Source organism: Polaribacter vadi, from assembly GCF_001761365.1.
Classification (GTDB): domain Bacteria; phylum Bacteroidota; class Bacteroidia; order Flavobacteriales; family Flavobacteriaceae; genus Polaribacter; species Polaribacter vadi.
Genome location: NZ_CP017477.1, coordinates 2,262,579 through 2,284,473 on the forward strand (window position 1 = coordinate 2,262,579; position 21,895 = coordinate 2,284,473).

Below are 21,895 nucleotides of genomic sequence, written 5' to 3' on the forward strand. Positions count from 1 at the left end.
GCTTTCTAAATTCGGCGCAAAGGTATGTAATTATTCAAAAACACAAGCCTTTTTTATTAATCTTTTTTATTTAAAATTTTGGCGATGAAAACAGCCTCTGTTAATAAAAAAATAAACATGGGTAAAATCAACGAAATTTTGGCGATTTTTGTTAAAATAGTATCGTTAAAGAGTGACTCATAAAAGACTACGCAAAAAAGTATAATTTTAAAAAACAAACATCCTAAGTAGATAAAACCAAGCTGAGGGAATACTTTATCAACATTTGCTAACAGCCTAAAATTAACACAAATTAACAAGGAAAAACCAGCATGAAACAGATATACTTTTTGTAAAGAAAAAGGCAATACAAACTCATTTACATCAAGATAATATTGATGCAAAAAAAAACTCAACAAAAAAAGTGAAGAGAATGTTACAAAATAAAGAAAAATGCTCTTAATCATTAATTTTTTTCGCTTGTCTTATTAGTAAATAAATTGATATAAAAATCGCGACAAGTGTAACTGTTTGCTCTAAATAAGTAGTTTCAAATTTAACATCTAACCATTCTCCTAACAAAAAACCAAGATAAATTGTTAGTCCCATTTGCAAGCCAGCCCCAGAAAGTTGAATGGCTTTATTTAAAGGCTTTTTTGTCTCCTTCTTTTTTTGATTTTTTTCCATCTTCTTTATGTACTTCTTTTACAATAGCTTTCATAGTGCAAGAAGCATTAAAAGCTGCTCCTGGCTCTATAGATAATTTACCAACTACAACTTCTCCAGAAATTTTTGCTATTGCTTTTACTGTTAAAATTTTTTCTACAATTAATTTTCCAGAAAACGTACCTTCAATATCTGTATTTGAAGCTTCTACAGTTCCGTCTACAACGCCTCCAGAACCAATAATAACTCTTCCTTTTGTTTTTAAATCTCCTTCTAAAACACCATCAATTCTGTAATCTCCATCAGAAATTATTTCTCCTTTTATGGTTGTGTTTTTTGCAATTACATTTCTTTCCATTTTTCTTGGCTTCTTGTTTTTAGAAGTTTCTTCTTTCTGCTTTTCTGACATTTATTTGGTCAATTGTGTTACAATTGCTTTTGCTTTTTTACCTTCTTCTGTATTACCATAACTTACTGCTACATACTCTAAAGCAGTTTTATAGGCTTCTTTATCTTGAAACTTACCAATAGCAAATGCTTTTAAAAGCTCGAATTTTGGTTTTAAATCTGCCTTTGGAATGGTTGGTAAAACTTCATCAATTTTTGTAATAACCTCTTGAAATTTATCTTCTTTATATAAATAATAAATTTCTTTGTAGGTTTTTTCTACTTCAGTTTCTTCAATTTGCTCTTCTTCGAATTGTATTTCTGGATTTAAAATTATCTGTGCAAATTTTGTTTCTGGATATTTTGTTAGAATAACATTTTTATGTTTTTCGGTATTTTGAGCATCACCCAAATTATTATAAATTTGATATAAATGCCAGTTTATGGGTAAGATTAACTCTTTATTTGGATGTAAAGAAGCAACTCTTTCCAACCTTTGTTTTGCTAAATTTTGATTTTTAAATTGCTCTTTATAAATCAACCCTAATTCATATAAAGCTTGATTTCTGCTTGTTACTAAACTATCTATGACAACTTGTTCTGTAGGAATTGCGCTTAAATAGGTATTCAAATCGTATTTTAAATTTATTTTAGAAACTTGCGCAGAATCTTTTGCTGCTCCACCAATGGTTGCTTTTTCTGCCCATCTCCAATTATCTTCTAATTTTCTTGCGCCCCAAATTTTTTGGAATTCGGTTTTACCAAAACTTAAAGATTGGTTGTTGTAAAAATACCATTTTCCTTGATCAGCAGAATTTAAACCATTATTAAGGTTACCAAACGCCATTTGATTTAACCTTAATTGTGCAGCATCTTCATCTGCCTTTTTAATTTTTTCTATATAGTTTTCAAAAAATTGTGTTTGCTCTTCTTTTGATAAGGATGCAATTTTTATAATACTATCGTTTTCAGTAACAATATCTTCAAACTTAATTAAAGAAGCTAAGTTTTTATGTTTTCTTTTGATGCGTCTAATTCTGATATCTAACGTATCATTTGTAACTTGTAAAACACTATCATAATACGAACTTGCTTTTTGATAAGCATCTTGTTTAAAGTAGATGTTTCCTAATTTTTCGTACGTATATGTTTTCTGTTTATCACCAGCATTTTTAGCTCTTAACGAACTATTGTAATAGGCAATTGCTTGTTTTAAACTATCGTTTTTTTCATGTAAAAACCCAACTTGATAATTCAATTCATCTAAAAAAGGTCTGTTATCTCTGTCTTTAATCAGTTTATTCATATCAGCAATTAAAGAAACAATAGTAGAATCTTTTTTACTGTTTTTAGCAATTTCTATACGTGCATGAATTTTGTATTTATAAGGAGCTTTTTTAAAGTTTGCCAATCTTCTAAAAACTACATTGGCAGAATCTTTTTTATCTTCAGATGCATACAGTTGACCTAAAATAAATAAATTTCTTGCTGCTTGATATTCATCATTTAAAGTTCTTGTCGCTAAATGTAAGTGTTTTTTAACTTTTTGAAGACTATCTGTTTTTGTGTAAGCCATTGCTAAAGCTGTGTGTCCTTTTTCTTTAATTTCGGCTGGCAAATTTTTTTCTACAGTATCATTTACTTGTAAAAGTAGTTTTAAAGATTCTATGGCAAACTCTTCATTATCTAATCTTACATTCGTTTTTGCTCTCCAAATTTTAGTTTCTGAAATTAAACTAGCATTAGGATAATTAAGAATTACATAATTAAAAGCTTCTATTGCAGGGATAAAACGTTGTGAGTAATAGCGATTTTTACCAAGCAATAAATAGGCTTCGTCCATTTGGCTATTTCTCTCAATTCCATCAATATTCATTTTATGAAGTTGAATAGCTTTAACAGCTTTTTCTTCGGATTTTTCAAACGGAGTTAATGCTTTATTTGCATTATTATTATTTTTGTTATTTCCACCAAAACCTGCTCCTGGACCATTATTAAATTTGGGCATTACAATTTTATCTTCCTCAAACTCTACAGGTTCAATTGGTAAAATATCGAAATAATCGTCTTTATAACCTTCTTTAATACCATCAATACCTTCGTTAAAGGCTTTTTCACCATTAAATAAAACGTTATATTTTGTAGTTAAGGCGTGATAATTTCTGTTAATGACTGTATCCTTTTTGGTGCTACAAGAATATATAGCTACAAAAAGTATAAAAATGACAACTATTTTTTGAGTGTTTTTCACACAGATAAATCTAAATTAAAAAAATGTTTTTTAAAACTAAAAACTCTTATTTACAACTAATTTCTAACGAAAATAGTATAAATAAGAGTGTAAAAATAGTAATAAATTAAGAATAGCGTGCTTATACCGAAAAATAACTCTCTAGTTCTTTTAAAGTTTCAGTTGATGTTGCTATGTCTTTTACCACATTTCCTTTGTCTAAAACTACAATTCGCTCGCAAACTTCGGTTACGTGTGTTAAATCGTGACTAGAAATTAGGACAGTAACTTCTCTATTTTCAGTTAATTCTTTGATAATTGTTTTTAATCGAATTTGCGTTGTTGGGTCTAGATTTGCAAAAGGTTCATCTAAAATTACCACTTGTGGGTTTCCCATCATTGCAGCAACAATGCCTGATTTTTTCTGATTTCCTTTGCTTAAATCTCTTAAAAACTTCTTTTTACCTGTAATTTCTCCGTTAAAAAACTCATCAAACTTGCTTAGAAAGGTTTTTACATCGGCTTTGTTCATTCCTCTTAAATCGCCAATAAATTCGAAATATTCTTCTGGAGTTAAATAACCAATTAAAAAAGATTCATCAATAAAAGAACCTGTAAAAGATTTCCATGCTTCGCTTTCGTTTACCTGAATATCGTGATTTACAATAGCGCCAGTAGTTGGTCTTATCAAATCTAACAAAATATTAAAATAAGTAGTTTTTCCTGCTCCATTATTACCAACCAAACCAAAACTTTGTCCTGTTGGTATTTCTAAAGATTCTATATGTAATACTTCTGCTTTTCCGTATTTTTTTGAAAGTTGCGTAGTTTGTATCATTATGTGTTTAGTTTTCTTGATTAAATGCGTGAATCATTACATACTTGTTTGTAATGTATTTTTTGGTGATGGCTGCCATTAACTTTTTATGCAATGCAATACCTATAAAGCCTAAAATTGCCAATGTTAAGGCTGCTATTTCAAAACTTACTAACCAATTAATAAGCCCGAAAATTATCATTGGTAAAATCATTAAAGGCAAACCTATAAGCCACTGAACTGCTCCTGTTCCTTGAAAGTTAAAGGCTGCTTTTTCATCTAAATTTATCTTTTTTCTGTTAAAAGTTCCCCCATATAAAATTACATGTGTATTTACACCAATATTATAAATCATGGCTGCAAAATGGACTAATAAAATTTTCCATCCAAAATATACATAAGGAATTCCTAAAAGGAAAAGGGCAACCACACTAATTGTCATAATTGTAAATTTTGATTTTAAATAACGTTCGTATTTAAAATTCTGACTCATTAACATTTTATAATAACTACTGTCCCAAGCAGGAATAAATTGCCCAAAATTAATTAAGAATGTTCCTGTTGAGAAAATTCCCACTAAAACATACATTACTTGCATTTCTGCATACATTGGGTTTGTGTAAAAAATTAAACCATAGCCCAAGCCAAGAGCCAACATCCAAATACCAGATTTTGTTCGCTTATTTCTCCACATTAAACGTAAATCATTTTTAATAAATGGCGCTAAATCTCCTAGTTTTTCTGTAAATGATAAATCTGATGCGTTTACTTCTTTTGTTTTTTCTGATATTAGAGCATCTAAATACACTTCATTTCGCAGTTGTTTATAATTTGTAACATATAAAAGAACCAAAATTATTACGAAAAGAATTACAGTAATTGGGTATTGATACACAAAATCAAAACCATAACCGATAAATGCAGGTAAGTTAAAAATATCGAAATATTGCACTAAATAACCACCTAAAAGCAACGCTACCAAAACTCCTAAAACAACATTATTTTTGTTGATTAAAAAGTTTAAAAAGTTGGCAGATTGTATCAATAAAATCATAGTAAATAACCAACCTAAAACTCCTACTACATTATAGTCTTGCACTATTAAAACAACTGCAAAAGGAATGTAAAAAAACAAACTCATAATATTAAAAAATGAGAACGATGATTTTACTAAAATAAAATGAACAATTTTATTCTTTTTAATTGGTAATGTTAGCAAAGGTTTAATATTCATGACAGGCAATTTCTGCATTAAATATCTGAAGATTAAATCACCAACAATGGCATACATTAAAAATGAATTTACAACTACTAATGGATCTTGATCTGGGAACATTTCTTTAAGTCCATAATATCCTGAAATACCCAGTATTAAAAAAGAAACAATAAACCAAAGCGCAAAAAATATGAGAAGAATATTTAGAAAAATACTTTTCTGCCAATTTGCAGATCTAAAATATTGTTTCCATTCTAGGTTTAAAAAATGTGAAATCATAGGTTTAGTTAATTAGTTTGATTATAAGTAGTTGGTTAATTGTTTTTGTTACAAACTTTTTACCATTTTATATTCTGGGTAGGTTTCTTGCAATAATTCTTCTGCTTTTTCTGGAATTACATAATTAGAAACGTAAAAGAAAATGCATAATAAAGTGATCACGAAAGAAATTATAACAAGCCAGTAAGTTTCTAATCCCGAAAAATTAAAACTTGTTAGGTTGATAAAATTAAATAGATTAACCATAGTTATGCCTGTAAAACCATTTTTTGTAGTACCAATCATGGCTTCTAACAAGAAAATTTTTTCATTTTCTTGTTCCTTCTTTTTGTGCTCTTTTCTTATTTTATAAATGGCAATCATTTCAAAAATGATCAAAATTAAAAGTGTTCCTAAAAAAATATATTCTGAATATTTTATTTGAAGCAGAAAAAAGAAACCCAGAAAAATTAAGGAAGTTGTTATAATTTTTGGCAACGTAAACCATTCTTTTGCAAAACGCAACAAAATTTTCCAATAACGTTTATTCATTTGCTTTTGTTTGGCTTCAATAACATCCATAAAACCAAAAATGCCAAATTTTTTGAAGGATTTGTCTCTTGCGTTTTCAAAAGTAATTTTTGGATTTTCTTTCCAAATTTCTTCGATATCGTTTGCTAAATGATCTACCAATTCAGTTTGCACATCATAATGATATACATAATGTTGACGCGTAAATTTGTAGAGATTATCTATTTGGAGGTTTGTTAGTTTCATTACTCAATTAAGTTATTGTAAGTTTTTTGTGCTGATTTAATTTCTTGATATAAAAGCTTTATTATAATTACTAAAAACGGTAAAGTAAAACTCAAAATTAACGCTGTATAAGAACTTGCTAACTTTTCATAACCAAAAAATGTTTTTGGAGTAAACATAAAAATATTAAAAATACCTAGAGGTAATGAGGTAAAAAGTAGTAAAGCATTAAATTTAGCTGACTTTAACCTCTTAAGATTTAAAAGAAAACCAATAAAAAAAATTGCAACTACAATAATCATTAAAATAGAAGTGTAATTTACGATAACTGAATTATTTCTCACAATGAATAAATAGCTAAAAAACAACAATGTATAAATTATTGTTTGTGTTTTTTTAACCTCTTCTATAAATACTTTTCTAATTTCGTTTTGAGTTTTATTGTTGAAATATTTTAATTTTTCAAGATATACTGTATCAAAACCTCCACCATTAAAATTCTCTTTCCAACCTAATTTTTCAAATGATTGTTGTACAATTTCTTTAAATTCATATGCTGAATTTTCTGGCTTTAAAATGCTTTCAACATCTAAAACTACATGATCTAACATTTCTATTCTGATGTCCCAATATTTTATGCCTTCATTATCTAAACGATGGTCTATAAATTTAATTTGTTCTTTTGTTAATTCCATAACTTATGAAATATTATATTTTTTTATTGCTTCTTTGTGTTTTTTGTAAAATTGATTACAGATAAAAACTACAGAAAAACCTGCGCACATAAAACCTGTATATACTGGATTTATTTCTGTAGAAGTCTTATATATTTCTGTAAGTAGTCCTAAAACAAGCAAAATTATTCCTAAAAATTGCGTTTTTAAAATAAAACGATACGTTGTATTTATTTTAGATTGACTAGTTTTTTCAATAATAAATAACATATAAATTATAGCAAGAGATAAAGTAATAATTAAAAAACCATTTGTAAAACTTGCTAAACTATTACTTAATTGAACAGGAAATAATTCTAATAAAATAAAGGGTAAAAAGTATGCTGAAAAATATAATAAGAAATAAGGTTTAAAAACTTCTACTGCTTTTTTAACAACAATTTTAGATTCAGAATACATAATTCCAAAATAAAAACTAGACGTTTGTTTTAATTGAAGATTCCATTTATCTGTAACTTTATAAAATGCAGTATCAAATTCTATATTTTCTTTTTTAATTAAAACCTCTATGTCAGATACAATATGGTCTAAAACCTCCAAACGGATATCAACAAAATCAACTCTATTTTTAGTTAAATAATGCTCTATTTTCTGTATTTGTTGTGTAGTTAATTCCATCTTATTCCAAGCTAAATTTAGGATTTACCAAATGTTGCATCGTTTTTAAAAACTCTTGCATTTCTGCTAATTTATTTACAGTTTCTTTGCTCCCACTTTCTGTAAGTTTGTAATATTTACGCAACCTGTTGCCCACTTTTGCAACCTCAACATCTAGTAAACCATCAGCTTCTAACTTGTGCAAAGCTGGGTACAAAGCGCCTTCTGTAATGTTTAGTTCGCCTTTTGTGAGCTCTTTTACTTTTTGAGTAATTTCATATCCATACATTTTATCATTACTTTCTAATAATTTTAAAATGATGGTTTGTAAAGAGCCTTTGTATAATTTTTGTGTTCCCATTTTTGTACCTTTATTATTCCTAGCGTTAGATAAATTTCGAAAGTTATGATGCTTAAAAAGGCATCTTTAAAATTTTATCAACATATATTAAAATCAAATATACATAATTTTCTTATGTATAAGAATATTATGTATAAATTTAAGACAAAAAAAATTCCGAAAAATTAAATTTTCGGAATTGTATTATTTGATAAGAGTTAGAGTTCCTTCCCTTTTGGAAGGTTAGGATCGGCTATTTTGTCACTTTTAAAACATCAGCAATAATACGTTCTAATTCGGCTTTTGGTAAAGCTCCATTTGCCATTTGTGGTTCGCCTTCTGCTGGGCAAAATAACATAGATGGAATACTTCTAATTCCAAATGCTGCAGCTAATTCTTGTTCTGCTTCAGTATCAATCTTATAAATATCTATTTTGTCTTTATATTCTTCAGAAAGTACTTCTAAAACTGGTGCTAATGCTTTACATGGGCCACACCAATCTGCATAAAAATCTATTAATGCAGGTTTGTTTCCTTCAAATTTCCAGTCTTTATTTTTTTCAAAGTTGAATACTTTTTCTAAAAATGTTTCTTTTGTTAAATTCTCTGTCATTGTTTCTTAATTTAAGTATAATTTTAGTCGAAATTAATCTCAATATCTTACAAGAAAGCAGTAAAACCAAATATATATTGTTAAAAATTATAAACGTCTGATTATATAACACATAGTTTTGTGTAAATTTAAAAAGTTAAAATTTGTAACATCATTAAAATAAAACAACTAATAATTAATTAATAAAATTTAAAAACAATGAAAACTATTAAAAAAGTGTTTTTTTCAGCAGCAATAGCTTCACTTGCTTTTGTAGCTTGTAAAGAAGAAAAAATAAATGAAGAAAAATCAGCAGGTATTGTATTAGAAAATATGGATACTTCTGTAAAACCTACAGACGATTTCTTTAGACACGTAAATGGAACTTGGTTGGACAAAACTGAAATTCCAGACGAATCAAACTTAATAAAAATATTTCAGTATAAATATCTTCTACAAAAGGCGCAAAGTATGGCAGTTGTTTTACTATTTCAAATGAAGAGTTTTTGAAACTAATCAATAGAGATAATTACTAATTAAATTAAAGAGATTTTCTATCAATAAAATTAAAAGGAACTTTAAATCTCCCTTTCTTTTGTTCTAAAATCATTTTAGCTGCAGTTGCTCCCATAATATTAAAATCTGTAGAAACCACAGTAATACCTAATAATTCTTTAAGAGGTGTATCATTATAAGATATAATACCTACATCTTTACCCAGTTCAAAATTTTCTTCTCTAGTTCTTTTTACCAAACTAACTAAATCAGACTCTTGAATTGTTATAAATAAATCTCCTTTTCTAATAATAATATCTTCATATACCTCTTCTAGGTATTCAAATTCAATTGAATGCTCAAAACAAAATTTTCTAAAACCATGTAAAATCCTTTTTGGATAAGGATAAATAGTTATTGTTGGATAAAACAGCGTAAGATTCTTATACTTTTTCATTTTAGGAAAAGCCTCATTTAAAGCTGTATAAATATCGTTTTCAAAATCTTGAAAAATCTCAATAGAACCACCTTCAACACCTTCTTTAAAATTATCTAAAATAACTAATTTTTCTTTCGGAATTTCTTTTAAAGCTTTTATAACTTTATCTGTATAACTTACATGAACAAATTCATCTGTTTTAAAATGTGGCATGATTATAAAATAATCATAAGCAGCTTTATTTTTAGAAATTAAATTTAAAAAAACAGTTTCATCACAATGATAAATATGTAAATCTGTATGAGAATTAGCCCCAATATTTTCTATAAAAGAATTGTAAACTTTTAGCTTGTATGAACTTAGCTTATTTATTAAAAATAAAACATTTACTTTAGATATTAGTTTTGTTCTAGTAATATAATATCCTTTACCTCTTACAGAGGAAATTATATTTCGTTCTTTTAAAATATTATATGCTTTTTCTACTGTATCTCTTGATAAATAAAATTCTTCACTAAATTTATTTATTGAAGGTATTCTTTGATCAATAACTAAATTACCGTTCGAAATATTTTGAATAATAACATTTACAATCTGTTGATACTTTGGTATTCTTGAATTATCATTAATGTTAATAAAACTGAACATATATAGAATCTTTATTTTTAGTTATTTATATTTATTATCTCTACACAAAGTAAAGTAAATTCTATAAAAAACAATAACTTTAGTATAACAATATAAATAATTACATTTTTTTTTCTACAGTACAGTACAGGATAGGAGAATATATAATTTAAAATATTTTAGCTTTTTAATTCACTAATTAAGTTTATGAAAAATAGTACAAAAACATTCAAGTACGTAGATTATTTATGGAATCAGGAAAAAGCAGACGCTTTAGGAGATGATCAAGTAGCCTTATTTTTATACCGTTCAAATATTTTAGGAGCAGATTTGAGAATTACCAACTATGGTGGAGGAAATACGAGCTGTAAAACAATTGAAAAAGATCCATTAACAAATGAAGATGTTGAAGTAATGTGGGTAAAAGGTTCTGGTGGAGATATTGGAACGCTAAACAGAGCAGGAATTGCTGGTTTGTACACTAGCAGATTACGTGATTTAAAGAATGTATATCAAGGTTTGCATGATGAAGATAGAATGGTTGGTTTATTCAATCACTGTATTTATGATTTAGATAGTAAAGCTCCGTCAATTGATACTCCTTTACATGGTTTATTACCATTTGCACATATAGATCATTTACATCCAGATGCATTAATTGCAGTTGCTGCTGCTGAAAATAGTGAAAAAGTAACCAAAGAAATTTGGGGAGACACAATGGGTTGGGTACCTTGGCAAAAACCAGGATTTGATTTAGGTTTGCAGTTAGAAAAATGTTTAGAAGATAATCCAGGAATTAGAGGAATCGTTTTAGGTTCTCATGGTTTATTTACTTGGGGAGATACATCTTACGAATCTTACATAAATAGTTTAGAGGTTATTGAAATGGCTTCTGAATTTATCGAGAAAAAAATAAAAGAAAATGATGAAGTTTTTGGCGGACAAAAAGTTGAAAGTTTACCAGCAAAAGAGCGTCAAGAAAAAGCAGCGCAAATTATGCCTATATTAAGAGGTTTGTGCTCTTCAGAAAATGGAATGATTGGTCATTTTTCTGATACAGATGTTGTTTTAGAATACATTAACAGTAATGATTTAGAGCGTTTGGCACCAATGGGAACTTCTTGCCCTGATCATTTTTTAAGAACCAAAATTCAGCCTTTAGTTTTATCATTAGATAAAAATGAAGACTTATCAGATACTGATGTAATTAGAAGTAAATTAGAACCAGCATTTGAAGCCTATAGACAAGAATATGTAGATTATTATAATACATGTAAAAAAGAGAATAGTCCAGGAATTAGAGATGCAAATCCTGTAATAATTATTTATCCAGGAATTGGAATGTTTAGTTTTGCAAAAAATAAACAAACTACAAGGGTTGCGAATGAATTTTATACCAACGCAATTAATGTAATGAGAGGTGCAGAAGCAATAACTTCTTACACATCTTTACCAAGACAAGAAGCTTTTGATATTGAATATTGGTTGCTAGAAGAAGCAAAGTTACAACGTATGCCAAAAGAACAACCCTTATCTCGAAAAGTAGCATTTGTTACTGGAGCTGGTGGTGGAATTGGTAAAGCAATTGCAGATAAATTAGCTGCTGAAGGCGCAAATGTTGTGTTAACAGATATTAACGAAGAAAGTTTAAAAGAAGCGAATGCTACTTATAAAAGAGATGTTTCTACCTACGCAATTTGCGATGTTACAAACCCAGATTCCATTGCATCTGCTTACAACAAAGCTTGTGTAGAATTTGGTGGAGTAGATATTGTGGTTCACAGTGCAGGTTTAGCAATTTCTAAATCTTTAGAAGATACAACTGATAAAGACTGGAATATTTTACAAAGTATTTTAGTAAAAGGTCAATTTGATTTAGCAAAACAATCTGCTGCAATTATGCGCAAGCAAGGTTTAGGTGGAAATTATATTGCTATTGCAAGTAAAAACGGTTTGGTTGCTGGCCCTAACAATGTGGCTTATGGAACTGCAAAAGCAGCTCAACAACACATGGTTCGTTTATTAGCAGCAGAATTAGGGAAAGATAAAATTAGAGTAAACACCGTAAATCCTGATGGTGTTATTGTAGGAAGTAAAATTTGGGAAGGTGCTTGGGCAGAAGGTAGAGCAAAAGCAAACGGAATTACTGTAGAAGAATTACCAGCCTTTTATGCAAAAAGAAATCTTTTAAACGAAATTATTAGACCAGAAGATATTGCAAACGGAGTTTTTTCTCTAGTAGGTATTCTGGATAAATCTACTGGAAACATTATTAATGTTGATGGTGGAATGGCAAATGCTTTTGTAAGATAATTAAGATTATCTAAAATATATTATTTTTAAAACTTCCATAGAGAAAAAATTTATGGAAGTTTTTTATTAGAAATGAACTTTATGAAATTAACAGAACAACATATAGAAGACGACAATAAAAAAAGTCTTGCTTCTCAAAATAATAGTTATAACTTTTTAGCAGACTCTTTAACTTCTAAAGGTCATAATGTAGATGCTATTTTATCAAAATTATCAGAGTTTCAAGTAGCGGTTCCAAGTTGGGCTTTAGGTGCAGGAGGAACACGTTTTGGTCGTTTTTCATTTTATGGAGAACCATCAACTTTACAAGAAAAAATAGAAGATGTAGGAATTTTGCATGCTTTAACTCAGACTGCTGGAGCTGTTTCTTTGCATATTCCTTGGGATATTCCAACCGATTATAAAGCAATTAAAGAACAAGCAGATGCTTTACATATAAAATTCGATTCTGTAAATTCGAATACTTTTCAAGATCAAAAAAATGCAAAAGAAAGTTATAAGTTTGGTTCTTTAAGTAACACAAGTAAAGCTGTTAGAGATCAAGCTATTCAGCATAATTTAGATGTCATTAATATTGGAGATAAATTAGGTTCTAAAAGCTTAACAGTTTGGTTAGCAGACGGTTCTTCTTTTCCTGGACAAAATAATTTTCAAACTGCTTTTCAAAATACACAAAACAGCTTAATTGATATTTATGCAGGTTTACCAGAAGATTGGAAACTTTTAATCGAATACAAACCTTATGAACCAAATTTCTATTCAACTGTAATTCAAGATTGGGGAGCTTCTTTAATGTTAGCAAATGGCTGTGGAGATAAAGCATTTACTTTAGTAGATTTAGGACATCATTTACCAAACTCAAATATCGAGCAAATTGTTTCTATTTTAATGTTGAAAGGTAAATTAGGAGGTTTTCATTTTAATGATAGTAAATATGGTGATGACGATTTAACTGTTGGAAGTATTAAACCTTATGCCCTGTTCTTAATTTTTAACGAGCTTGTTTATGGTATGGAAAGCAATCCGCAAAATCCAGACTTGGCTTGGATGATTGATGCCAGTCATAACATAAAAGATCCATTAGAAGATTTATTGCAATCTTTAGAAGCGATTCAAGAAGCGTATGCAAAAGCGTTATTGGTAGATCAAAAAGAGTTAAGAACTGCTCAGTTAGAAAACGATGTAACAAAATGTCAAGAAATTTTACAAAATGCTTTTAGAACGGATGTAAGACCTTTGCTAGCAGCTGCAAGACTAAAAAATGGTGGTGCTATTAATCCAATTCAAAGTTATAGAAACTTAGCAGTAAGAGAAACTTTGATAAAAGAAAGAGGTAAACACACAATAGCAACAGGGTTATAATATTTTAATTATGAAGCAAAAAGTAACTGCCATTTTCGATATAGGAAAAACAAATAAAAAGTTTTTTCTATTTGACAATAAATACAAAGAAGTATATAGGGAGTATACCAGTTTTGAAGAAATTGAAGATGAAGACGGTTATCCTACAGAAAATTTAGCAGCATTACAAACTTGGTTAAAGGAGGTTTTTTACAGAGTTCTAAAAAGTGAAGAATTTACAATCAAAGCCATTAACTTCTCTACTTATGGTGCAAGTTTTGTACATATTGATGAAAACGGAAATCCATTAACCCCATTATATAATTATACAAAAGAAATCGACTCAGATTTACAAGATGGGTTTTATAACAAGTATAAACCAGAATTAGAAATTACAAGAACAACAGGTTCACCTAAATCAGGTTTATTAAATTCTGGCATGCAATTATATTGGTTAAAGCATACCAAACCAGAAATTTTTAAAAAAATCAAGTATTCTTTACATTTACCACAATATCTAAGTTTTGTTTTTTCAGGAATTCCTGTTAGTGAATATACAAGTATTGGCTGCCATACTTCTTTATGGAATTATGAAACCAAAGACTATCATAATTGGGTTTATAAGGAAGGAATCAACAAAATTTTGCCTCCAATTGTTTCTACAGAAACAAGTATTAATATGAATTATAATGGTACAAGAATTAAAGTTGGTGTTGGTATTCACGATAGTTCTTCTGCCTTACTTCCTTATGTAAGAAGTGTAAAAAAACCATTCGTTTTGGTTTCTACAGGTACTTGGTCTATTGCTTTAAATCCGTTTTCAGATGGTCCGTTAACAGTAGATGAAACAGAAGCTGGTTGCATAAATTATATGAGAATTAATGGAAAACCAGTTAAATCTTCTCGATTATTTTTAGGAAATGAATACAAGCTTCAGGTAGAAGAATTATCAAAAAATTTTCATGTTGATAAAGACTATCATAAAAATATAGAATTTGATTACGATGTATATTTCGAAATTATAAAAGAGTTTAAATACTGTTTTAAGTGGAAATCTATTACAGATGAAAATATGCCAAATAAAACAAGTTATTCTTATAATTTATTTGAACACGCTTATCATCAATTAATGATAGAATTAGTGCAACTTCAAGTACAAGGTATTAAGAGAATTGCAGATACTCAACAAATTGATCGCTTGTATGTAGATGGTGGTTTTACAGATAATGATTTGTATATAAAATTATTATCTTACTATTTACGAGGTATGAAATTAAGAACTACAAAAGCCTCTTTAGGTTCTGCTTTAGGTGCAGCAATTGCAATCTCAGACTCAAAACTAAACTCAAAATTCTTAAAAAAGAATTATGCTTTAAAAAAGCATGTTCCTTTTATCGTTAAATAGAAGAATGAAAAATAAACTATATTTTATCCATCAGAGATATAAATTAATAACCATTATTGGTCATATTCACGGAAATTTTCTAGGAGAAATGGTTCCTATTAATGATAATTAAGTAGAAAAATTAAGAGCAAAATTTTTATCATAAAAAATAAATTATGGCAATAAAAATCGACACACGTTATCCATCTATAGACGATTTAAGAAATAAAGCAAGAAAAAAAATACCAAAATTTGCTTTCGAATATTTAGATGGAGGATGTAATGAAGATGTAAATCTTCATAGAAATACATCAGAATTAAGAGAAGTACAATTAAAGCCTAATTATTTAAGAAATCATGGAGGTTCATCAACTAAAACAAAATTATTTGGTATTGAATACGATGCTCCTTTTGGAATTGCTCCTGTTGGTTTACAGGGTTTAATGTGGCCAAATTCTCCAGAAATATTAGCCAAAGCTGCTTTCGATCATAACATTCCTTTTATTTTAAGTACAGTTACTACAACTAGTATAGAACGTGCAGCAGAAATTACAGAAGGTAAAGCTTGGTTTCAATTATATCATCCTACAAAAGACGAATTAAGAGACGATATTTTAAAAAGAGCAGAGGCTGCAGAATGTCCTGTTTTAGTTATTTTATGTGATGTGCCCAGTTTCGGTTTTAGACCAAGAGATATTAGAAACGGTTTGGCAATGCCACCAAAAATGAACATCAGCAATATTTTACAAGCATTTGGAAGACCACATTGGAGTTTACAAACATTAAAGCATGGAGTTCCAGGATTTGCAAATTTACTACCATATATGCCTAAGGATTTAGATTTAAAACAATTGGGTAAATTTATGGATCAAACATTTTCTGGACGTTTAAATGAAGAAAAAATTAAGCCAATTCGTGATATGTGGAAAGGTAAAATTGTTTTAAAAGGTGTAGCTTCTCATTATGATGCAGAACAAGCAATTCGTTTAGGTTTAGATGGCATTATTGTTTCAAATCATGGAGGGAGACAATTAGATGCAGGAGAATCTACCATAAAACCTTTAACTTCTATTGCCGAAAAATATGGAAATCAAATAGAAGTAATGATGGATAGTGGAATTCGTTCTGGTGTTGATGTAGCAAGATCTTTAGCTTCTGGAGCAAAATTTACATTTATGGGACGTTCGTTTATGTATGGAGTTGCTGCTTTAGGTAAAAATGGTGGAAATCATACAATCTCTTTATTAAAAACAGAATTACAACAGGTAATGGAACAAATTTGCTGTGAAAAAGTAGAGGATTTTCCAAATCATTTAATATAATCAATCAAAAAACAAATTTATGAGTCAAGTAAGCATAGAACAAAGCCAAATAGAGGAAATTGCTGGTGGTGAATTTGAAAGAGAACCTGTACCAAAATCCAAATTAAAAGGTTGGAAAAATTTTATTGGTATGTATGCTGGAGAGCATGCTGCAGGAACCGAATTTATGATTGGACCACTTTTCTTAACAGCTGGTGTTAGTGCTTTTGATTTAATTATTGGTTTACTTATTGGAAATCTTTTAGCCGTTTTAAGTTGGCGTTTTTTAACAGCAGAAATCGCTGTTAAAAATAGACTAACTTTATACTTTCAGTTAGAAAAAATTTGCGGAAAAAAATTAGTAACAGGTTATAATTTAGCAAATGGAATTTTATTCTGTTTTCTTGCAGGTTCTATGATTACAGTTTCTGCAACTGCAGTTGGTATTCCTTTTGATATGCCAATGCCAAAATTAGATGATACGTTACCTAATGGAATGACTTGGATTATAATTGTAATCGCTATTGGAGCCGCAATTTCTATAATTGCTGCAAAAGGTTATGATACAGTAACGAAAGCTGCAAATTGGATGTCGCCAGTTATTGTACTCGCATTTGTAGCTTGTGGAATTGTAGCTCTAAATCAATTAGGTGTAGATAGTTTTTCTAAATTTTGGGCAATTTGGGGTGATGGTGGAGAACCATTTCCTGGACAAACAAAATTTACATTTTGGCACGTTGTTATTTGGTCTTGGTTTGCGAATGGAGCAATGCACATTGGAATGTCTGATTTATCAGTTTTTAGATTTGCAAAAGAAGCTAAAGCAGGTTGGACAACAGCAGCTGGTATGTATGTAGGTCATTATATGGCTTGGATTGCAGCAGCTTTATTATATGCAGTCTATTTAAAATCTCCAGAAGCATTATCATTTTTAGATAATGGAAATGCACCACCTGTAGCTCCTGGACCAATGGCCTATAATGCCATTGGTGTTTTCGGTATTATAGCTGTAGTTTTAGCGGGTTGGACAACTGCAAACCCAACTATTTATAGAGCAGGTTTAGCTTTTCAGGCAATTTTACCCAAATTATCAACTGCAAAAGTTACTATTTTAGCAGGTGCAGTTGCTACAATTGCAGGTTTATTTCCAGCATTTGCTATGAAACTGTTAGGTTTTGTAGCCTTATATGGATTTATTTTAGCACCATTTGGAGCAATTATCGTTTTTGAACATTTCTTCCATAAAAAAGCTGGAATTATTAAAAACTATGCAGAAAAAGCAAATTTATCTTTTAACAATGCTGTATTTTGGGCTTGGGCAATTAGCTTTGGAATCTTCTATTTTATATCTATTCAGTTTGATGTTTTCTTATCATTTGTAACCTTACCTGCTTGGATTTTATGTGGAGTGTTATTCTTAATTTTTAGTAAATATTTTCAGAAAAAATAGTTCATAAATTATATTTAAAATATAAAAGCATCGTAAATAATTACGATGCTTTTTCTATAATACAAAACTTAAGGAATTAAATTATCAATTAGTAAAACACTAAAAATCAATTATAAGAAACTAGAATGCAACTCCCATAAAAATATGGTGAGTTATTCCTATGTTGATGAAGTTACTTCTATCATTTTAAATTTCAGGTTATATTTTAATAAGCGCATTACTTTTTAACCATTTCTCGCAAGCTTGTATCCAAAACTTACTAGTACTTTCTTTTCCTAAACCAAAACCATGCCCTCCTTTTTCATAAACATGCATTTCTACTGGAATTTTATGAGCTTTTAATGCCAAATAATAGTGAATACTATTCTCTACTGGAACAGATTTGTCATCTGTTGCATGTACTAAAAAAGTTTTTGGAGTAGTATTATCAACTTGAGTTTCATTAGAAAATTTTGCTGCTTTTCCTTTAGAAGGTGAAATCCCTAATAAATTATTTTTTGATCCTTGATGAGTGATAGCTTCATCCATAGAAATTACAGGATAAATTAGTATTGAAAAACTGGGTTTTGCACTTGTTTCATCACTTAAAGAATACACCTTTCTGTTAAATTGTGTAGAAAGCGTTGCTGCTAAATGTCCACCAGCTGAAAATCCTAAAACTCCAATTTTATCTTCATTAAGATTAAATTCTTTCGATTTTCTTCTTACAAAACGAATTGCTTCTTGTGCATCTTGCAATGGCGCAATTGATTTATCAACCATAACAGCATCATTTGGTAATCTATATTTTAAAACAAATGCTGTAACTCCTAAAGAATTTAGCCATTCTGCAACTTTAGTTCCTTCTTTATTTATTGCTAAATGTTTATAGCCACCACCAGGAAAAATAACTACAGCTGTTCCATTTGGATTTATTGGCTTAAAAACAGTAATTGTTGGCTCAGAAACCTGACTCGTTTTATCTAAAATGGAATCTTTATAAATTTTTATTTCTTTATAATTTTCATTTTTTATAGAATTTGGTATTTCATCTTCCCATAAATTGAATTCAGTACTTTGAGCTTGAATAGAAAAAATCATCATATAAAAACAGCCAATTAATAATGGTTTAAAATACTTCATATTATTAGTCTTTTTTAATGAAATTACTAAAGTTTTTTACATTTTTACTCAACTCCAAAACTGCCAATTTAACTACTTCTGTTGCTCCTAAAACAGATAAATGTGTATTATCTTCTTTCCCTTTTGGATAATATGAAGTTTCATTTGGTTGGTAATGTAAATGCAATTTTTTTGAACCTTTTACACCATAAGACTCCTCAAGTTTTTCAGTTAAATATTGCAAATCTATAAAAGGAACATTAAGCTCATTTGCAACAAAACGAACTACAAAAGGATACATCGTATGCGTATCTACTAAAGTACCTTCTTCATTAAAATTACGCCTAACAATGGGAGTAAATAAAACAGGAATTGCGCCTTTTTCTCTACTTTTATTAACAAATTTTATAAGATTATTTCTGTAAGCTGTAGTTGGATTTGTATATCTTTTTGGATCTTTTTCCTTTTGATCATTATGACCAAATTGAATAAAAACATAATCGCCTTTTTTTAGCTGATGATATACAGCATCCCATTTTTTTTCATCAATAAAACTTCTAGTACTTCTACCATTTACTGCGTGATTTTTTACCACAACATTATCATTTAAAAACTGTGGTAAAACTTGACACCAACCACGCTCTGGATTTTCATCGGGGTTTATTTTATCAGCCATTGTAGAATCGCCAATTGTATAAATACTTATTTGTTTTTTTGAATCTTCTTTTTTAAAGGAAGAAAAAATCATTAATACTATTAGAAATCCTATTTTATAAATTTTCATACCATTCTTTTTTTGATGAATTTTTAAATGTACCTAAAACATTTTTAAGAGTATACTTTTTTGCTTCATCATCATTTAACTGATGAGACCATTTTGCTCTTTCATTTGGATGAAATCCATCACCCAAGTTTTTAAATTCTGCATAAAATGTAGTTTTTTCTGCTTCTGGTTTTGACCAATTATGCCATCCAACAGCCAAAATATGTTTTCCTAAATTACTGTTTATAAAAACAGTTTTTGCATAAATTCGCCAAGGTCTTCCTAAATAAACTTTGGTAACATTTTCATCGGATGTAATTTTACAATCTTTAAAAACATAGCCAAATTCACTCTCTTTTAAAGTTGATGCAGCAGTAATGTAAGAATCTTTTTTACTATGTATTTGACAGTTTTCAAAAAACGCAGTTGCACTTCCAAAAATAAAATCTGTTGTGCCTTCTATGTAACAATCTTTATAATATTGCTTGCCTTTTCCTGAAGCATACAACGTGTCTTGATTGCCTAAAAGGTTGCAATTAATAACAGCAACTTCATCTGAAGAAACAGCCAAAGCAACAGCTTGACCAACTTCTCCTGCTGCGTTTTCTATGGTTAAATTTTTAAGGAGTACATTGTTTGCTTCTACCAAAAGTGTTGGTGTAAAAAAAGTGCTATTTCTACCTAAATTTATTTTATCAAAATAATCATCAAAAGTAATAATGGTTTTTTCTTTACTTTCACCAACTAAAGTAATGTTTGAATTCCATTCATGAATTTTTACTTTTTCATAATAAATCCCATCTTTTATGAAAATTGTAACTCTTTTATAAGGAAAAGATTTGGAGTTATTTATGGCTTGTTGAATAGTTGTATAATCTCCTTTTCCGTTTTTAGAAACAGTAACATTATATTCATCTTTAATTTTTACAGTTTTACTTTTAGAAATCTTTTCTTTCCATTTTGGATATTTATTTAATACTTTTTGTGGAGTTGTTTTGTACCAAGCATAGCCATTTCTGCGCTCTGAACCAATTTCTGCTAACGTAGCTTTTTTAATACCATCTCTATCACAAAAAAAAGGCGTGTTATCTTCTAATTCACTAAATCGTGCCCAAATTGCAGGAGCATTTTCATCAGGAATCATTTTTTTATCTATTATTCTCCCTTTTTCATTATAGGTTTTCACTTCCTTTAAACCAGTAATTTTTACTTTTTCAAACCATGAAACAGCACTTTCAACTGCGTTTACAATTTCTTTAGATGGGTTTTCTATCGACATCAACAACATTACAATTTCTGCAGATTCTGCACCACTTAAAGAAGGTAATTCATACGCTCTTGCTTTTGCAGGCAGCAAAGTATTTTCATCATGTTGCGCACACCAAACAGTTAAAATTCCATTTTGCTTGTATTGGGTTTTTAAGATGCAATCAATACCTTTTTGAAAAGCAATTTCTATTTTTTTAAGTACGTCATCAGCAGGTTTTATAGCGTAAAAATTGGTGTTATTTTTAATCTCTTTTAATAAATTTAAAATATTTACCATAGAATCATCATTATACGTAATATGAGTATAATAGCCTTTTTTTAGAGGATAAAATTGTGGCCAACCTCCATTTTCATATTGTGCTGCTAGCAGATAATCCAGTCCTTTTAAAAATGCATTTTCATACTTTTTATCTTTATTTTGCGCATACATTTTAGATAAAAAAAGCATTTCTTGAATGGTTGCTCCATTATCTGTAGTAATTTCTTTTGTACTAGATTTTAATGCTTTTAAATGTTGTTTTTCAGCTTCAGACAAAGGGTTTTGCATCTGAATATTTTTTGGCCAACCCCCAATTTCACGTTGATACAATAATACATTTTCTGCAATTTCTTTGGCTTCATTCGTTTTAAACCAATCATCTTTATTTTGATGAATTATATTTTTCCAAGATTGATTATGAACTTGTGAAAAAAGAGATTCACTAAACGTTAAAGCAATTATTAAAAATATGAATTTTAAAGTATTTTCTATCAGTTTCATTTTCTTATGATGTTAAATTTAAATAGAATTATTTTACGGTTAAACTAACCAAAGGTATTTTAAGAAATTCTATATCTTTT

The 21,895-nt window shown here is 29.0% G+C and carries 21 protein-coding genes; 6 read left to right on the plus strand and 15 right to left on the minus strand.

Translation table 11 applies throughout. The annotated features are described in order from the left end of the window. Positions 1–56: 56 nt before the first annotated feature. The 11 genes from LPB03_RS16855 to trxA form a co-directional block, all read right to left on the minus strand. Positions 57–446 (minus strand): DUF6168 family protein, encoded by a 390-nt coding sequence (locus tag LPB03_RS16855; RefSeq protein WP_065319469.1) that lies wholly within the window; start codon positions 444–446, stop codon positions 57–59. Beyond that, positions 439–666, minus strand: coding sequence for an AtpZ/AtpI family protein (locus LPB03_RS09960; protein ID WP_065319470.1), 228 nt, complete (start codon positions 664–666; stop codon positions 439–441). The genes LPB03_RS16855 and LPB03_RS09960 overlap by 8 nt, the downstream gene beginning before the upstream one ends. Then, the gene (locus LPB03_RS09965) at positions 620–1,054 is read right to left on the minus strand and encodes a bactofilin family protein (RefSeq protein ID WP_065319471.1); all 435 of its coding nucleotides are present in this window, start codon (positions 1,052–1,054) and stop codon (positions 620–622) included. Before LPB03_RS09965 ends, LPB03_RS09960 begins: the two co-directional genes overlap by 47 nt. Next, on the minus strand, positions 1,055–3,283 hold the full coding sequence (gene porW / locus LPB03_RS09970) for a type IX secretion system periplasmic lipoprotein PorW/SprE (protein WP_065319472.1): 2,229 nt from the start codon (positions 3,281–3,283) through the stop codon (positions 1,055–1,057). It lies immediately after the preceding gene. A gap of 121 nt (positions 3,284–3,404) precedes the next feature. Then, the gene (locus LPB03_RS09975) at positions 3,405–4,100 is read right to left on the minus strand and encodes an ABC transporter ATP-binding protein (protein WP_065319473.1); all 696 of its coding nucleotides are present in this window, start codon (positions 4,098–4,100) and stop codon (positions 3,405–3,407) included. A 7-nt stretch (positions 4,101–4,107) separates the two neighbouring features. Next, entirely contained in the window at positions 4,108–5,574 is a 1,467-nt protein-coding gene (locus LPB03_RS09980; RefSeq protein WP_065319474.1) for a DUF5687 family protein, read from the minus strand. Between the two features lie 48 nt (positions 5,575–5,622). Continuing rightward, on the minus strand, positions 5,623–6,330 hold the full coding sequence (locus LPB03_RS09985) for a hypothetical protein (protein ID WP_065319475.1): 708 nt from the start codon (positions 6,328–6,330) through the stop codon (positions 5,623–5,625). Then, positions 6,330–7,004 carry a hypothetical protein gene (locus tag LPB03_RS16755; protein ID WP_065319476.1) on the minus strand — a complete coding sequence of 225 codons (675 nt, stop codon included), beginning with the start codon at positions 7,002–7,004 and terminating at the stop codon, positions 6,330–6,332. Before LPB03_RS16755 ends, LPB03_RS09985 begins: the two co-directional genes overlap by 1 nt. Positions 7,005–7,007: 3 nt before the next feature. Then, positions 7,008–7,661, minus strand: coding sequence for a hypothetical protein (locus LPB03_RS09995; protein ID WP_065319477.1), 654 nt, complete (start codon positions 7,659–7,661; stop codon positions 7,008–7,010). Position 7,662: 1 nt separating this feature from the next. Continuing rightward, a complete protein-coding gene (locus LPB03_RS10000; RefSeq protein WP_065319478.1) occupies positions 7,663–8,001 on the minus strand; it encodes a PadR family transcriptional regulator in 339 nt (112 codons plus the stop codon). A 232-nt stretch (positions 8,002–8,233) separates the two neighbouring features. After that, positions 8,234–8,593, minus strand: coding sequence for a thioredoxin (gene trxA, locus LPB03_RS10005; RefSeq protein ID WP_065319479.1), 360 nt, complete (start codon positions 8,591–8,593; stop codon positions 8,234–8,236). 198 nt (positions 8,594–8,791) lie between these two features. Between trxA and LPB03_RS10010 the strand changes: the two genes are divergently transcribed. Continuing rightward, a complete protein-coding gene (locus LPB03_RS10010) occupies positions 8,792–9,082 on the plus strand; it encodes a hypothetical protein (protein WP_065319480.1) in 291 nt (96 codons plus the stop codon). Between the two features lie 31 nt (positions 9,083–9,113). Here the strand turns inward: LPB03_RS10010 and LPB03_RS10015 are convergent, their stop codons facing one another. Next, the gene (locus tag LPB03_RS10015; protein ID WP_065319481.1) at positions 9,114–10,154 is read right to left on the minus strand and encodes a GntR family transcriptional regulator; all 1,041 of its coding nucleotides are present in this window, start codon (positions 10,152–10,154) and stop codon (positions 9,114–9,116) included. Positions 10,155–10,340: 186 nt separating this feature from the next. On the opposite strand from LPB03_RS10015, the gene LPB03_RS10020 reads away from it, so the two are divergent. The 5 genes from LPB03_RS10020 (at position 10,341) to LPB03_RS10040 (ending at position 17,922) form a co-directional block, all read left to right on the plus strand. Beyond that, entirely contained in the window at positions 10,341–12,446 is a 2,106-nt protein-coding gene (locus tag LPB03_RS10020) for a bifunctional aldolase/short-chain dehydrogenase (protein ID WP_065319482.1), read from the plus strand. 81 nt (positions 12,447–12,527) lie between these two features. Further along, positions 12,528–13,808 carry a sugar isomerase gene (locus LPB03_RS10025; protein WP_065319483.1) on the plus strand — a complete coding sequence of 427 codons (1,281 nt, stop codon included), beginning with the start codon at positions 12,528–12,530 and terminating at the stop codon, positions 13,806–13,808. A gap of 10 nt (positions 13,809–13,818) precedes the next feature. Next, complete coding sequence (locus tag LPB03_RS10030; protein WP_065319484.1) at positions 13,819–15,192, plus strand: FGGY-family carbohydrate kinase; 1,374 nt, start codon at positions 13,819–13,821, stop codon at positions 15,190–15,192. A 155-nt stretch (positions 15,193–15,347) separates the two neighbouring features. Continuing rightward, positions 15,348–16,493 carry an alpha-hydroxy acid oxidase gene (locus LPB03_RS10035; protein ID WP_065319485.1) on the plus strand — a complete coding sequence of 382 codons (1,146 nt, stop codon included), beginning with the start codon at positions 15,348–15,350 and terminating at the stop codon, positions 16,491–16,493. A gap of 19 nt (positions 16,494–16,512) precedes the next feature. Next, positions 16,513–17,922, plus strand: coding sequence for a purine-cytosine permease family protein (locus tag LPB03_RS10040; protein ID WP_065319486.1), 1,410 nt, complete (start codon positions 16,513–16,515; stop codon positions 17,920–17,922). A gap of 198 nt (positions 17,923–18,120) precedes the next feature. On the opposite strand, the gene LPB03_RS10045 is transcribed toward LPB03_RS10040, so the two are convergent. From LPB03_RS10045 to pelA, 3 genes are read right to left on the minus strand one after another with little or no spacing between them, the layout of a single operon-like run. Then, on the minus strand, positions 18,121–19,044 hold the full coding sequence (locus tag LPB03_RS10045; RefSeq protein WP_065319487.1) for an alpha/beta hydrolase: 924 nt from the start codon (positions 19,042–19,044) through the stop codon (positions 18,121–18,123). Positions 19,045–19,048: 4 nt separating this feature from the next. After that, entirely contained in the window at positions 19,049–19,807 is a 759-nt protein-coding gene (locus LPB03_RS10050) for a rhamnogalacturonan acetylesterase (RefSeq protein WP_065319488.1), read from the minus strand. Continuing rightward, positions 19,794–21,815 (minus strand): pectate lyase, encoded by a 2,022-nt coding sequence (gene pelA / locus LPB03_RS10055; RefSeq protein WP_083187199.1) that lies wholly within the window; start codon positions 21,813–21,815, stop codon positions 19,794–19,796. The genes LPB03_RS10050 and pelA overlap by 14 nt, the downstream gene beginning before the upstream one ends. Between the last annotated feature and the right edge of the window lie 80 nt (positions 21,816–21,895).

Bases quoted from the DNA above. Each gene is read 5' to 3' on its own strand.
- LPB03_RS10040 (WP_065319486.1), top strand. From the start codon at position 16,513: ATGAGTCAAGTAAGCATAGAACAAAGCCAAATAGAGGAAATTGCTGGT.
- LPB03_RS10030 (WP_065319484.1), top strand. From the start codon at position 13,819: ATGAAGCAAAAAGTAACTGCCATTTTCGATATAGGAAAAACAAATAAA.
- LPB03_RS16855 (WP_065319469.1), bottom strand. From the start codon at position 446: ATGATTAAGAGCATTTTTCTTTATTTTGTAACATTCTCTTCACTTTTT.
- LPB03_RS09975 (WP_065319473.1), bottom strand. From the start codon at position 4,100: ATGATACAAACTACGCAACTTTCAAAAAAATACGGAAAAGCAGAAGTA.
- LPB03_RS10035 (WP_065319485.1), top strand. From the start codon at position 15,348: ATGGCAATAAAAATCGACACACGTTATCCATCTATAGACGATTTAAGA.
- LPB03_RS10000 (WP_065319478.1), bottom strand. From the start codon at position 8,001: ATGGGAACACAAAAATTATACAAAGGCTCTTTACAAACCATCATTTTA.
- LPB03_RS10025 (WP_065319483.1), top strand. From the start codon at position 12,528: ATGAAATTAACAGAACAACATATAGAAGACGACAATAAAAAAAGTCTT.
- trxA (WP_065319479.1), bottom strand. From the start codon at position 8,593: ATGACAGAGAATTTAACAAAAGAAACATTTTTAGAAAAAGTATTCAAC.
- LPB03_RS09960 (WP_065319470.1), bottom strand. From the start codon at position 666: ATGGAAAAAAATCAAAAAAAGAAGGAGACAAAAAAGCCTTTAAATAAA.
- LPB03_RS10045 (WP_065319487.1), bottom strand. From the start codon at position 19,044: ATGAAGTATTTTAAACCATTATTAATTGGCTGTTTTTATATGATGATT.
- LPB03_RS09965 (WP_065319471.1), bottom strand. From the start codon at position 1,054: ATGTCAGAAAAGCAGAAAGAAGAAACTTCTAAAAACAAGAAGCCAAGA.
- LPB03_RS10010 (WP_065319480.1), top strand. From the start codon at position 8,792: ATGAAAACTATTAAAAAAGTGTTTTTTTCAGCAGCAATAGCTTCACTT.
- LPB03_RS10015 (WP_065319481.1), bottom strand. From the start codon at position 10,154: ATGTTCAGTTTTATTAACATTAATGATAATTCAAGAATACCAAAGTAT.
- LPB03_RS09985 (WP_065319475.1), bottom strand. From the start codon at position 6,330: ATGAAACTAACAAACCTCCAAATAGATAATCTCTACAAATTTACGCGT.
- LPB03_RS10050 (WP_065319488.1), bottom strand. From the start codon at position 19,807: ATGAAAATTTATAAAATAGGATTTCTAATAGTATTAATGATTTTTTCT.
- LPB03_RS09980 (WP_065319474.1), bottom strand. From the start codon at position 5,574: ATGATTTCACATTTTTTAAACCTAGAATGGAAACAATATTTTAGATCT.
- pelA (WP_083187199.1), bottom strand. From the start codon at position 21,815: ATGAAACTGATAGAAAATACTTTAAAATTCATATTTTTAATAATTGCT.
- LPB03_RS16755 (WP_065319476.1), bottom strand. From the start codon at position 7,004: ATGGAATTAACAAAAGAACAAATTAAATTTATAGACCATCGTTTAGAT.
- LPB03_RS09995 (WP_065319477.1), bottom strand. From the start codon at position 7,661: ATGGAATTAACTACACAACAAATACAGAAAATAGAGCATTATTTAACT.
- LPB03_RS10020 (WP_065319482.1), top strand. From the start codon at position 10,341: ATGAAAAATAGTACAAAAACATTCAAGTACGTAGATTATTTATGGAAT.